Annotated in this window: 12 protein-coding genes; 2 read left to right on the forward strand and 10 right to left on the reverse strand. The window is 63.2% G+C overall.

The window, feature by feature from the left end; translation table 11 throughout:
- Positions 1-740: ISAs1 family transposase (locus NKH19_RS06955; RefSeq protein ID WP_352982075.1), on the forward strand; the 740-nt coding region annotated here is incomplete at its 5' end.
- Positions 741-797: 57 nt separating this feature from the next.
- On the opposite strand, the gene NKH19_RS06960 is transcribed toward NKH19_RS06955, so the two are convergent.
- The 8 genes from NKH19_RS06960 to NKH19_RS06995 all read right to left on the reverse strand — a co-directional run bounded on the left by NKH19_RS06960 (position 798) and on the right by NKH19_RS06995 (position 10,327).
- A complete protein-coding gene (locus tag NKH19_RS06960) occupies positions 798-1,181 on the reverse strand; it encodes a nitrile hydratase accessory protein (protein ID WP_352865144.1) in 384 nt (127 codons plus the stop codon).
- Positions 1,168-1,827: a nitrile hydratase subunit beta gene (gene nthB, locus NKH19_RS06965; protein ID WP_352865145.1), complete on the reverse strand. Its 660-nt coding sequence runs from the start codon at positions 1,825-1,827 to the stop codon at positions 1,168-1,170. Before nthB ends, NKH19_RS06960 begins: the two co-directional genes overlap by 14 nt.
- Positions 1,824-2,429 (reverse strand): nitrile hydratase subunit alpha, encoded by a 606-nt coding sequence (gene nthA / locus NKH19_RS06970; protein ID WP_352865146.1) that lies wholly within the window; start codon positions 2,427-2,429, stop codon positions 1,824-1,826. The genes nthB and nthA overlap by 4 nt, the downstream gene beginning before the upstream one ends.
- Positions 2,430-2,507: 78 nt before the next feature.
- Positions 2,508-5,669, reverse strand: coding sequence for an efflux RND transporter permease subunit (locus NKH19_RS06975; protein WP_352865149.1), 3,162 nt, complete (start codon positions 5,667-5,669; stop codon positions 2,508-2,510).
- Positions 5,666-6,925: an efflux RND transporter periplasmic adaptor subunit gene (locus NKH19_RS06980; RefSeq protein WP_352865153.1), complete on the reverse strand. Its 1,260-nt coding sequence runs from the start codon at positions 6,923-6,925 to the stop codon at positions 5,666-5,668. The genes NKH19_RS06975 and NKH19_RS06980 overlap by 4 nt, the downstream gene beginning before the upstream one ends.
- Before the next feature lie 250 nt (positions 6,926-7,175).
- Positions 7,176-7,772, reverse strand: coding sequence for a LysE family translocator (locus NKH19_RS06985; RefSeq protein ID WP_352865156.1), 597 nt, complete (start codon positions 7,770-7,772; stop codon positions 7,176-7,178).
- A 115-nt stretch (positions 7,773-7,887) separates the two neighbouring features.
- Positions 7,888-8,460 (reverse strand): acetolactate synthase small subunit, encoded by a 573-nt coding sequence (gene ilvN, locus NKH19_RS06990; RefSeq protein WP_023757090.1) that lies wholly within the window; start codon positions 8,458-8,460, stop codon positions 7,888-7,890.
- An 85-nt stretch (positions 8,461-8,545) separates the two neighbouring features.
- Positions 8,546-10,327 carry an acetolactate synthase 3 large subunit gene (locus tag NKH19_RS06995; protein WP_352865159.1) on the reverse strand — a complete coding sequence of 594 codons (1,782 nt, stop codon included), beginning with the start codon at positions 10,325-10,327 and terminating at the stop codon, positions 8,546-8,548.
- A 484-nt stretch (positions 10,328-10,811) separates the two neighbouring features.
- On the opposite strand from NKH19_RS06995, the gene NKH19_RS07000 reads away from it, so the two are divergent.
- Positions 10,812-12,614: an NAD(P)-binding domain-containing protein gene (locus NKH19_RS07000; RefSeq protein ID WP_352865161.1), complete on the forward strand. Its 1,803-nt coding sequence runs from the start codon at positions 10,812-10,814 to the stop codon at positions 12,612-12,614.
- A 76-nt stretch (positions 12,615-12,690) separates the two neighbouring features.
- Here the strand turns inward: NKH19_RS07000 and NKH19_RS07005 are convergent, their stop codons facing one another.
- Both NKH19_RS07005 and NKH19_RS07010 read right to left on the reverse strand, forming a co-directional pair.
- Positions 12,691-13,218, reverse strand: coding sequence for a GNAT family N-acetyltransferase (locus tag NKH19_RS07005; protein WP_352865164.1), 528 nt, complete (start codon positions 13,216-13,218; stop codon positions 12,691-12,693).
- A 43-nt stretch (positions 13,219-13,261) separates the two neighbouring features.
- On the reverse strand, positions 13,262-13,570 hold the full coding sequence (locus tag NKH19_RS07010) for a hypothetical protein (RefSeq protein WP_352865167.1): 309 nt from the start codon (positions 13,568-13,570) through the stop codon (positions 13,262-13,264).

Raw genomic sequence — 13,570 nt, forward strand, 5'->3', positions numbered from 1 at the left:
TACACATGGTTTCCGCCTTCGCCGCCCGTCAACGCTTGGTGCTGGGGCAGGTCAAGGTGGCGGACAAAGCCAATGAGATCCTCGCCATTCCCAAGCTGCTGGACATGCTGGCCATCGAGGGGGCCATCGTGACCATCGATGCCATGGGCTGCCAGCGTACCATCGCCCAGAAGGTCCTGGACAAGAAGGCCGACTACATCTTCGCCCTCAAAGGCAATCAGGGCACGCTGCGCGATGACGTCGAACTCTTTGCCGCCGAGCAAAAAGCCCGCAACTTCAAGGACGCCACCGTGAGCCGCGCCAGCACGGTCGATGGTAACCACGGTCGTATCGAGACCCGAGACATCACGGTTATCCACGATGTCGACTGGCTTCAAAAGAGCCATCAATGGCCTGGCCTCAAGAGTGTCGTCATGGTCCAGAGCACCCGTGAGGCCGGCGGCAAGATCGAACGCGAGACGCGTTTCTACATTACCTCGCTGGTTCTCGTCGCCAATCTGATCGGCCCTCTCATCCGCGACCATTGGGCCGTCGAAAACAGCCTCCACTGGGTGCTCGACATGGTCTTCCGCGATGACGAGTGCCGCCTGCGAACAGACCATGCTCCAGCAAACTTCACCACCATAAAACACATGGCTCTCAATCTCATACGACGAGCGCCTGGAAAGGATTCGTTGCGATTGAAACGAAAAGTGGCGGCGTGGGACGACGAATTCCTCGTAAGCGTCATCTCACGATAATTAACTCACCCGATTCCCCTGCGATCTCGCTCGACGTCCTTAGGGCGGGTTGCCGACCTATCGGCTCGGGCCGCCACGACCCTGTCGGGTCAGACTGGGATCGTTCTCCAGCAGGATCGGCTTGCCGTGCGGGGTGGCGTGCGCTGCGCGTTCCCAGGCCTCAGCCATTGCGTCGACATCCGCCTTGGCGGCCAGCCCTTTCGAGACAAGCAGGCTTTCGAGTGCCGCCAGCCAATGTTCGTAATAGTCATGGCCATCAGCCGCGGCACCTGGCTTCTTCACCTGCGCCGACAGCGCCTGCGCCCATTCACTCCACGAAAACAGGCCCTTGTCGTGCAACGCTACCGTCATGGCGAAGGCTTCGGCCTGCCATGGCTCGGCAAAGACCGGAGCATCGACGCCCGGTGGCAGATCGGCGACGAGGCCCTCACGCCGGCTCAAGATAGCTCTCCCAGGCGTCGATCGAAACGCTCAGCGTCGGGTCGGCCCCCTCGCCCCAGATTTCCGCCCCTTCGAAAACCACGGTGTAGACCCATTGCGGGTTTTCACCGTGCCCATGCGCGTTGCTGTCGGGAAACGCGAACCCGTCGCGCACCGCCTCGATTGTACACTGCCTGCCGCGTGCGTAGCGCGGCAGCCGCGTGTGGCCGGTCGGGTTGAAGTTCTTGGTCCGCACGAGGTCGCCGGCCTTGAACCGCGCCGGCCGCGCCACCGGCCGGTCGCAGGGACCGCCCTTGGCCAGCACATCAGGCACGCTTTCAGCCTTCAATACCCGCTTCGGCACCGCTGCCGGATCGACCGCCGTGCCTGCCTCGAGATCGCGCTCCGTGACGAAGCCATGGCGCTTGAGCAGGATCTCCAGCGCCTTGATCCAGATCTCGTAGTAGCTGGAGGCATAATAATCGGCGGGATGCAGCGATTCCCGCGCATGCCGGCTTTCGTCGATGTTCCACGCTCCCATCGCGCCGGCAGTCAGCGTCACGCCGAGCGCTCGCCTTTCCCAGGCGGCATGAAAATACGGTTCGTCCTTTTCCGGCGCGACCGGGCCGAACCCCATCTGTCCGCCGAGATCGTGCGGCCCGTTCATGCCGGCTGCCTCGCCAGGCCGGTGCCGATCATCGCATCGCGGCTCACCAGTTCCGCTAGCCGCTCCTCGCTCCAGCCCTCGGTGCCCTCCGGCCGCATCGGCACGACGAGATAGCGCAGTTCCGCGGTCGAATCCCAGACGCGGATCTTCTTGTCCGCCGGCAGCGTCAGCCCGAATTCCTCCAGCACCCCGCGCGGATCGATGACGGCGCGCGACCGATAGGGCGGGGCCTTGTACCAGACCGGCGGCAGGCCGAGCACCGACCACGGATAGCAGGAGCACAGCGTGCAGACGACGAGGTTGTGCGTCTCCTCGGTGTTGAACACCGCCTGCATATGCTCGCCCTGCCGGCCGGTATAGCCGAGCGATCCGATCGCCGCGGTCGCATCGCGTTTCAGCCAGTCGGCAAACTCCGCGTCGGCCCAGGCCTTGGCCACCACCCTGGCGCCGTTGCGCGGGCCGATTTTCGTCTCGTAAGTATCGACGATGACATCGATCGCCGCCGGATCGATCAGCCCCTTGCGGGTGAGGATGGTCTCCAGCGCGCGCACGCGGGCTGCAAACGGATCGAGTTCGTTGTCGTGGTCATGATCGTGTGACATGGCGCCAAATTACGGTTCCGGTGTTGCCACCGCAAGCGCAACGCCTTGGGCCAGCGGCATATGGAGCTGGCCCTGCCTCTATTCGGCGGCCGCCCGCTGCGGTTCGGGCAGCATTTCTTCCCTCGCCCTGAACAGCGAGGGCTGGTCGATATCTTCGACACGACTCGGCTCGCCCTTGCGCTTCGACCATAGCCCGACCAGCCAGCCCGAGAAATTCTCCATGTAGACATAGATCACCGGGGTCACGAACAGGGTCAGCGCCTGCGACGCAAGCAGACCGCCGACAACGGCAACGCCCAGCGGCTGGCGCAATTCGGCGCTGGCGCCCGTGCCGAGCGCGATCGGGAACGTACCCATCAATGCCGCCAGCGTCGTCATCATGATCGGCCGGAAACGCATCAGGCAGGCCTTGTGGATCGACTCGGTCGCCGACATGCCTTCTCGTCGCAGTTCGAGCGCGACGTCGACCATCATGATGCCGTTCTTCTTGACGATGCCGATCAGCATCAGGATACCGATCACCGCGATGACAGACAGATCCATGCCGGCAAAGCGCAGGGCAACAACCGCCCCGAGCACAGCCGACGGCAGGCCGGTGAGGATCGTGAGCGGGTGGATGAAGCTCTCATAGAGGATGCCGAGCACGATATAGATGGTCAGGATCGCGCCGCCGACCAGAAGACCCTGGTTGGCCAGCGAATCCTGGAAGGTCTTGGCCGTGCCGGCAAAGGTGGTCGAGATAGCCGTCGGCATGCCGATCTGCTCTTTGAGCGCGTCGATGCGCGCTACGCTGTCACCCAGCGCAACGCCCCGCGGCAAATTGTAGGAGATCGTCACCGCCGGAAGCTGGCCGAGCTGGTTGACCGTCAGGGCGCCTGCCGTGCGCTCGACCCGGGCGAAGGCGCCGAGCGGAACCAGACTGCCGCTTGCCGTCCTCATCTGGATGGCGAGCATCCGCTCGGGCGACCATTCGATCTTGGGATCAAGCTCGGTTATGACTTCGTAGCTGTCGGCCGAACCGAAGATCGTCGAAACCTGGTCGGTGCCGAACCCGCCATAGAGGGCAGAGCGCAGCGTGTCGGTATCGATGCCGAGCTGCGCGGCCTTGTCGCGATCCACCACCAGCGTCGCCTGCAGCGCATTGTTCTGCAGGTCGCTGGTGACATCGGTGAAGTTCGTATGGTCGGCCGCCATCGCGTCATTGAGTTTCTGCGCCCAAATATCGGTCTGGCCGGCATCGAGCCCCTGAACCACGAGCTGGTAGGCGCTGGCCGACGACCGTGAGCCCAGCCTCAGGTTCTGCACCGGCTGCATGTAGGTCTCGATACCCGCCACGCCGGCCAGTTGCTTGCGCAGATCCGAAAGCACCTTGTCGATATCGGGACGCTGGTCCTTGCCCTTGAGCTGGACGAAGAGCTGCCCCTGGTTGAGCGCATTGTTGCCGCTACCCGCCGACCACGCCACATGGTCGACATAGGGCGAATGCGAGAAGACGCTGGCGACCTGCCCTTGCAGCTTGGACATGGCGTCGAACGAGATGTCCTGGCGCGCAATGGTGGTCACCGATATCTGGCCGATATCCTCCTGTGGGAAGAACCCCTTCGGCGAGACCTCGATCAGCCACACCGACGCTGCCGCGGTTCCCATGAAGACGAGGAACACCAGGAAGGTGTGCCGCAGGCAGAAACTCAAGATCCGGTCGTAGCCGCGTGTGACGAGGTCCTGCTTATGGCCAGGGCCATGCTTGTCGCGGTCGGCCTTCGTGACCGACAGCAGCCGCGAGCACAGCATCGGCGTCAGCGTCAGCGACACGAACATCGACGCCAGGATGGCGACCGTCACCACGACTGCGAACTCGTTGAAGATGCGCCCGATGACGCCGCCCATCAGCAGCACCGGGATGAACACCGCCACCAGCGAGATCGAGATCGAAATGATGGTGAAGCCGATCTCGCGCGCGCCCTTCAGCGACGCATCGAAGGCCGACAGCCCATCCTCCTCCATGTGGCGGAAGATGTTTTCCAGCATCACGATGGCGTCGTCGACGACGAGGCCGACGGCGAGCGTCAGGCCCATCAGCGATATGTTGTCGATGGAAAAGCCGAACAGGAACATCGCGCCGAGCGTGGCGATCAGCGAGATCGGCACCGCCACGGCCGGAATGATCGTCGCCGTCACCCGGCGCAGGAACACGAAGATCACCATCACCACCAGCGCGATGGTCAACAGCAGCGTGAACTGCACATCGTCGACGGCCTGGCGGATCGAGGTCGAGCGATCGTTGAGCAGCTTGATCGAGGCAGCGGCCGGCATCTGGTCCTGGAAGGACGGCAGCATCGCCTTGACCTTGTCGACGACGTCGACCGTGTTGGCGTCGGGCTGGCGCTGCACCGCCATGATGATCGCGCGGGTACCATCGTACCAACTTGCGGTCGTGGTCGTCTGCACCGAATCGACGACGCGGGTGACCTCGCCCAGCCGCACCGGGTGACCGTTTTTGGTGGCGATGATGATGTTGGAGAAGCCGGCCGCGTCATTGAGCTGCGTGTTGGCGGTGATCGTGAGCTGCTGCTTGTCGTTCTGCAGCACGCCGAGCGGCGTGTTGCTGTTGGCGGACGCGATCGCCGCCTGCAACTGATCGATCGAGATGCCGCGCGCGGCAAGCGCGGTCGGGTCGATCTGGATGCGCACCGCGTATTTCTGCTGGCCGAAGATCGAGACCTGCGCCACCCCGTCGATGGTCGACAGCGACGGCGAGATGACGTTTTCCGCGAAAGCATCGAGATCGGTCAGCGGAACCGTGTCGCTGACCAGCGACATCAAAAGAATGGGCGCGTCGGCCGGATTGACCTTGCGATAGCTCGGCGGCGCCGTCATCTGCGGCGGCAGCGATCTTTGCGTGCGCGCGATCGCCGCCTGTACATCCGCGGCGGCGGCGTCGATGTCCCGGTTGAGCACGAACTGGATGGCGATCGAGGTCTGGCCAAGCGAGTTGGTGGTCGAAATGGAATCGATGCCGGCAATGGTGGCGAACTGCTTGATCAGTGGCGTCGCCACCGAGGTCGCCATGGTCTCCGGCGAGGCGCCGGGCAGCGAGGCCGAGACATTGACCACCGGGAATTCGGCGCTGGGCAGTGCGGCCACCGGCAGGAATTTGTAAGCGAACAGTCCGCCCAGCACCAGCGCGAATGACATCAGAAGGGTGGCGACAGGCCGGCGTATGCAAAATTCGGAGATCATCGAGCCGCCTCGCCGGCATTGGCTGCCTCGGCCACCTTGGGCGCGGCAGCACCCGCCGCGGCCTTGCCTTCATGCACGGCGGCGCCGTCCTTCAGCTTTGTCTGGCCTTCGGTGACAACTTTCTCACCGCTTTTCAGCCCTTGGCTGATGGCGCTGTTCTCGCCGTCGGTCAGCGCCACCTGCACCGGGCGCATCTCGACGGTGTTGTCCGGCTTGACCACATAGACGAACGGCCCCTTCTGGCTGGGCTGGACCGCGACCGTGGGAACGGAGGTCATCCGCGGCATGATGCCGGCGTCGAGCACGACATTCACATACTGGCCCGGCCAGAGCGAAAGATCGGCATTCGGAATGCTTGCCCGCGTGGCGATCGTGCCCGACGCGGTGTCGACGCTGGAGTCGACGAAATCGAGCGTGCCCTTGCCGATCGGCGTCGGGTCGCCGTCCTTGGTCAGCGTCACTGCCCCTTGCCGCGGGTTGGCGAGCGCCTTGTGCAGCAGCGCCAGGTTGCTCTCAGGAAGATTGAAGTTGACCTGCAGCGGGTCCATCTGGGTGATGGTCACCAGCGGAGTGGCCGTGCTGCTGTTGCCATTGCTGGTGGTGACGAGGTCGCCGACGGCGACATTGACCGCACCCAGCCTGCCGGCAATCGGCGCCGTGATCGTGGCAAAGCCAAGCTGGACGTTGTCGGCGTCGATCGTCGCCTTGTCGGCATCGACGGTCGCCGCGGCAGCCTTCTCCGCGGCGACGGCCTGGTCGTAGGTCTGCTGCGTGCCGGCCTGCTTGGCGACCAGGTCCTTGGCGCGCTGCAGATCCGAACGCGAGCTGGCGAGCATCGCCTGGTCCTTGGCGAGCGCCGCCTGGTCCTTGGCCAGTTGCGCCCTCAGCGCCCGGTCATCGAGCGAAAAAAGAACGTCGCCAACCCTGACCATCTGCCCGTCCTTGACGTCGATCGAGACGATCTGGCTGGAGACCCGCGCATTGATGCTGACGACGGCCGGAGAGGAGACAAAACCGATCGCATAGCGCCGGATCGGGAAATCGGCGGTCGAGGCGACGGCCGAGAGGATGGATGCGGAGCGCGACGCGCCAGCGGCTTTCTTGTCCAAACCCGCAGCCGGTTTGTCCGACGGCGCGGCCACCTGCCTTGCGCCGACGAGCTGTCGAACCCTGCCCAGCGCATCAGGCGAAAGATAGAGCCAGGCCGCTGCCAGGCAGGCGAGGGCAAGCAACGAAAGAACGGCTTTTCCACGCATGGTCAAAAGGCCCTCTTCACCCGACGCGCCGTGGTCCGATGGTTCTTATTCTAACGCAAATCACGGCCGTTGCCGCGATTACGCCGAATACATAGGACACGCCTTTGTCGGAAAAGGGCCAAAACACGGCATTACGAAGATTTAATGTGCACTGCACAATGGATGTGCAACACGGCTTGGCTCCCAATCTGGACGGCCCACCGAGAGTCCGGATCCCGTTTCGCGACGATCAGATGGTGCGCCCCACGACCTACCTCAGCATCGGCCAAAGCGTCGCCGCCAAGAGCACGCCCATGGCGATGTTGAACCATTTCAGCCGCAGCGGGTCCGACAGGAAACCGCGCAGTGCGGTGCCGAACCCCGCCCACACCGAGACGCTTGGCAGATTGACGACGGTGAAGGCCACGGCGATCAACACCACCGACAGGAATGGACGCTCAGGATTGGCGTAGACGGCCATGGCGGTGATCGCCATCACCCATGCCTTCGGATTGACCCACTGGAATGCCGCCGCATCGATGAAGCGCATCGGCTGTGCCTTCACCTCGCCCTTGCCGCTGAGTGAGCGCGACATGGCGATCTTCCAGGCGAGATAGAGCAGATAGGCACCGCCGGCGATCTTCAATCCGGTGTGCAGCGCCGGGAAAGCCGTAAGCACCGCGCCCAGGCCAAGACCCGCGGCAACCAGCAGCACCAGGAAACCGATGCTGATGCCCAGCATGTGTGGAACCGATCTGACGAGGCCGAAATTCACACCCGATGCCAGAAGCATGAGGTTGTTCGGCCCCGGCGTGATCGAGGTCACGAAAGCGTAGACAAGCAGGGCAAGGAATGCGTCAAGCGACATGGTATCCTCCCAGATATGTCAGCATTATTGTCGCTTCGTGAGGTCCGCGCAAAGGCCAGCGGCCGGCTCGTGGCCGGACCAGGCGCGCCCCGCCAAGACTGTCGGTGCGGCGGACTTACATCGCCTGTGGGCCGCGATTCAACGCCGCCACGCCGGTGCGGCAGATTTCGACCAGGCCGAGCGGCTTCATGATGGCGATGAACTGGTCGATCTTGGAGCCCTTGCCGGTGATCTCGAAGATGAAATGCTCGGTGTTGGCGTCGATGACGCTGGCGCGAAAGGCGTCGGCCAGCCGCAGTGCCTCGACGCGGGCCTCGCCGGTGCCGGCCACCTTGACCAGCGCCAGTTCCCGCTCCAGCGGCCGCTCCTGGCCGGATTCGTGCGAACGCACGGTCAGGTCGACGACGCGGTGCACCGGCACGATGCGCTCCAGCTGATGCTTGATCTGCTCCAGCACATGCGGCGTGCCGCGCGTCACGATGGTGATGCGCGACAGGTGCTTCTCATGTTCGGTCTCGGAGACGGTCAGGCTTTCGATGTTGTAGCCCCGCCCGGAAAAGAGGCCGATGACCCGGGCAAGCACGCCCGGCTCGTTGTCGACCAGCACGGAAAGCGTGTGATTTTCCGGCTTTTCGGTTTCCTTGGCGATGAAATAAGCGGAACCGGTCGGCTGTAGCTGTGCGTTCATGACATGAATCTCGATTTCAAGCTCTTGGATCTAATTCTCTATTTGCGCACGGCTTCTCGCGACAGCCCTGCCCCCGTTCTGACGGCTACACCAGTTCCCTGCCCCTGGCGTCGATGGCGTTGGCCACCGCCTCGTCGGTCGCCTCGTCGGGCAGCAGCATCTCGTTGTGCGCCTTGCCCGACGGGATCATCGGGAAGCAGTTGGCGAGCGTCGCGACCCGGCAATCGAACAGCACCGGTTTCCTGACCGAGATCATCTCCTTGATGGCGTCGTCCAACTCGTCCGGCTTCTCGCAGCGAATGCCATGGCCGCCATAGGCCTCCGCCAGCTTGACGAAGTCCGGCATCGCCTCGGTATAGGAATGCGACAGCCGATTGCCGTGCAGCAGCTGCTGCCACTGCCGCACCATGCCCATATACTGGTTGTTCAGGATGAAGATCTTGATCGGTGCGTCGTGCTGCACCGCAGCGCTCATCTCCTGCATCGTCATCTGCACCGAGGCATCGCCGGCGATGTCGATGACCAGCGCGTCGGGATGCGCGATCTGGACGCCGAGTGCGGCCGGCAGGCCGTAACCCATCGTGCCCAGCCCGCCCGACGTCATCCAGCGGTTCGGCTTCTCGAAGTGATAGTGCTGCGCCGCCCACATCTGGTGCTGGCCGACCTCGGTCGTGATGTAGGTGTCCATGCCCTTGGTCAGTTCGTAGAGCCGCTCGATGGCGTATTGCGGCATGATCACGTCGTTGTTCATCTTGTAGGCGAGCGAGTCGCGCGCGCGCCATTTGGCGATCTGCTCCCACCAGGGATAGAGCGCCTTCTTGTCGGCCTTGGCGCTCGCCCGCCACAGCCGCACCATATCCTCCAGCACCCGGCCGACATCGCCGATGATCGGCACCTCGGTGTGGACGTTCTTGTTGATCGACGACGGATCGATGTCGATGTGGATCTTCTTCGAGTTCGGCGAAAACGCGGTCAGCCGCCCGGTGATACGGTCGTCGAAACGCGCGCCGATGCAGATCATCACGTCGCAATCATGCATGGCCATATTGGCTTCATAGGTGCCGTGCATGCCCAGCATGCCCATCCAGTTCTTGCCCGATGCCGGATAGGCGCCGAGGCCCATCAGCGTCGAGGTGATCGGGAAACCGGTGAGATCGACCAGCTCGCGCAGCAGGTGGCTTGCTTCCGGGCCGGAATTGATGACGCCGCCGCCGCTATAGATTATCGGCTTCTTGGCGCCGGCCATCAGCTCGACCGCCGCCTTGATCTTTTCCAGGTCGCCCTGGACCTTGGGCTGGTAGCTGGTGCGCGGCGCGATCTGCGGCGGGACGTAGAATCCCTTGGCGAACTGCACATCCTTCGGGATGTCGACGACGACCGGACCGGGACGGCCGGTGGTCGCGACATGGAAGGCCTCGTGGATGGTCGCGGCAAGCTCGTTGACGTCCTTCACCAGCCAGTTGTGCTTGGTGCAGGGACGCGTGATGCCGACCGTATCGCATTCCTGAAAAGCGTCGGAGCCGATCAGCGAGGTCGGCACCTGCCCGGTCAGGCAGACCAGCGGGATCGAATCCATCAGCGCGTCCTGCAGCGGCGTCACCGCATTGGTGGCGCCGGGGCCGGAGGTCACCAGCATGACACCGGCCTTGCCGGTCGAGCGCGCATAGCCTTCCGCCGCATGGCCGGCGCCCTGTTCGTGGCGCACCAGGATGTGCTCGACCTCGTCCTGCTGGAAGATCTCGTCATAGATCGGAAGGACGGCGCCGCCCGGATAGCCGAAGACATGCTTGACGCCATTGTCCTTCAGCGCCTGCACCACCATTTCGGCGCCCGTCATTTCGCGCCGCTCGTTCTGTCCGTTGCTCATCGGTCTGGTCCCGTACTGTCCGCCATCTGGCGATTGCTGGTCGTTTAGTCGTGTTTCAGGCAATAAAAAAGGCTCCCGAGGGAGCCTGTGTCTGCGCATGGGGGGGGTTCGCCCGGCGGTTACACCGCCTTGCCCATGCGCTTTCCTACGAGAATGAGTGCCGTTTTCATGGTGGCGGACACTAAGGGCGGGAAAGGCACCCTGTCAACGGGAAAAAGTCGCGCCGGCAATGAAGGCGTTCCATGGCTCGGTGCCACGACGGAGCGTGGGTACTGTCTTTGCTGCCGCCGTTTCTGAGGCATGAGCTGTGTTCAGCCGCCGCCGCAACGTATTTTGGAAATCGCGGCTTCGGATAAGCCGTTGAAACCGCTGAAAACTATGGCGGGGCGTGACGAGGGCCGCTATCTTTGCCGATACTTGATCGTCCGGCCGGCACGTCCGGCGGAGCCACCATGACGATCTGGATTTCACGGGAGGAAACCTGATGCTCGACAAGGCCCCTAGCAAGAAACTGTCCGACTTGCTCGACCAATTCGGCGCCGCCCTGGCCGCCAATGACATCGAGAAAGCGGTCGATTGCTTTCAGGAGGATTGCTATTGGCGCGACCTCGTCACCTTCACCTGGAACATCAAGACCATGGAAGGCCGCGACCAGGTTCGCGACATGCTGAAAAGCCAGCTGTCGAAAACCAGGCCGTCACACTTTGCCATCGCCAAGGGCGAGGATGCGACCAAGAGCGGCGGGTTGATCGAGGGCTGGATCAGCTTCGAGACGGAGGTGGCACGCGGTTTCGGTCATGTCAGGCTGAAGGACGGCAAGATCTGGACGCTGCTGACCACCATGGTCGAATTGAAAGGCCACGAGGAGCCGGCGGGTTTCGCGCGGCCGATGGGCGCCAAACACGGCTCGGGCAAGAACCGTCCGACATGGAAGGAAGAGCGCGAGAAGGAAGCGGCCGAACTCGGCTTCAAGACGCAGCCCTACACGGTCATCATCGGCGGCGGCCAGGGCGGCATCGCGCTTGGCGCGCGGCTACGGCAACTGGGCGTGCCGACCATCATCATCGAGAAGAACGAGCGGGCCGGCGACAGCTGGCGCAAGCGCTACAAGTCGCTCTGCCTGCATGACCCGGTCTGGTACGACCATCTGCCCTATATCGACTTCCCCAAGAACTGGCCGGTCTTCTCGCCCAAGGACAAGATCGGCGACTGGCTGGAAATGTACACCAAGGTGATGGAGCTGAACTATTGGTCCTCAACCGAGGCCAAAAGCGCTTCCTATGACGAGAAGAAAAAGGAGTGGACCATCGTCGTCCACCGCGACGGCAAGGACATCACGCTGAAGCCGAAGCAGTTGGTGCTGGCGACGGGACAATCCGGCAAGGCCAACATGCCGAAATTCAAGGGCATGGAAGACTTCAAGGGCGATCAGCATCACTCCTCGCAGCACCCCGGACCCGACGCCTATGTCGGCAAGAAGGCCGTTGTCATCGGATCCAACAATTCCGCCCATGACATCGCCGCGGCACTTTGGGAAGCCGGCGCCGACGTCACCATGGTGCAGCGCTCGAGTACCCACATCTCCAGATCCGACACGTTGATGGAAATCGGACTGGGTTCGCTCTATTCGGAGCAGGCGGTGCAGAACGGCATCACCACGGCAAAGGCCGACCTGATCTTTGCTTCGCTGCCCTACAAGATCCTGCACGAGTTCCAGATCCCGGCCTATGCCGAGATGAAGAAACGCGACGCGGCGTTCTACAAGGGATTGGAAGACGCCGGTTTCATGCTCGACTGGGGCGACGACGAGTCCGGCCTGTTCATGAAGTACCTGAGGCGCGGCTCTGGCTATTATATCGATGTCGGCGCCTCACAGCTGATCATCGATGGTTCGATCAAGCTGAAGAGCGGCGTCGGCGTCGAAGAGATCAAGCAGCATTCGGTTCTGCTCAGCGACGGGTCGGAACTGCCCGCGGACCTCATCGTCTACGCCACCGGCTACGGCTCGATGAACGGCTGGGCCGCCGATCTGATCTCCAAGGGCGTCGCCGACAAGGTTGGCAAATGCTGGGGCCTCGGCTCGAACACCACCAAGGATCCCGGCCCATGGGAAGGCGAGTTGCGCAACATGTGGAAGCCGACGCAACAGGAAGCGCTGTGGTTCCATGGCGGCAATCTGCATCAGTCACGCCACTATTCGCAGTTCCTGTCGCTGCAGTTGAAGGCGCGGCACGAAGGCATCGCGACACCGGTCTACGGCCTGCAGCAGGTCCACCACAAGGGATAGTCGATCGCCATTCCAGCCGAGCAGCATGAAGGAGGCACGGCTTGCACACCCTGCCTCCTTCCCCGATTGGATGACCTTACGAGATTGGCCCGATCCGCTTCCAGTAGATGAGCGTGCCGGTCAGCCCGCCATGCGGCTTCAGGGCATAGTCCGGTATCTCGCCGGTCAGCGTGAAGCCGAGCTTTTCATAGAGGCCTGAAGCGCCATCTTCAGCGGCCGTGTCCAGAACCAGCAGCGTGCGCCCCTTCTCGACCGCAAGGCCTTCGGCGGCCCGCATCAGGCGCGTTCCCACACCGCTGCCCCGGCGATCGACCCGGGTCATCAGCTTGGCGATCTCGGCCCGGTGCGGCTGGTTGGGCGGGAAGTCGAGCAGCAAGGTCACGGTGCCGACCAGGACCTTGCCGTCCCAGGCGCCAAGCACCGCTCTTTCCCCTCTTTCCGCCGCGGCCAGCGATTTCTCCCAGAATGCCCTTGCCGTCTGCGGCGCCAGCGGATGCATGAAGCTGACAGATCCGCCGGCCGCCACCGTTGCGACCAGCAATTCGGCCAGCATCTCCTGCGTCTGAGCAGACGGGGTCAGGGTTCCGATCTCGATCAAGTTCATGTGCAGGATGTCCTGTGATTTGCGATAGACGCGGGCATTGCCATCAGTCCAGATGGCGCACGCGGCGTCGCTTTCGCACCGCCTTGATGGCGCTGATGCGTTCGGTGTCTTCCGCCCCGAGATGCCGCCCGCGCTCCAGAATCTCGAGCGTGTACTCCTCATAGGTCAGGCCCAGCCGCTCGGCCTTGTCCATGCGCAGCAGCATGACGTCGCGGCTCGGCGCCTTCCACGCCTTGGCATGGGCGGCCTGCCAGGCAAGGAAGACGTAGGGATCGCCCTTGCCCCATGGCGGCCCCTTATACTCATCAAGAGGCGGCCCCCCATTGTGGGAGCGCTTTGGTCTCTTCGCCAT

It is taken from the genome of Mesorhizobium sp. M1338, assembly GCF_040318045.1.
GTDB lineage: Bacteria > Pseudomonadota > Alphaproteobacteria > Rhizobiales > Rhizobiaceae > Mesorhizobium.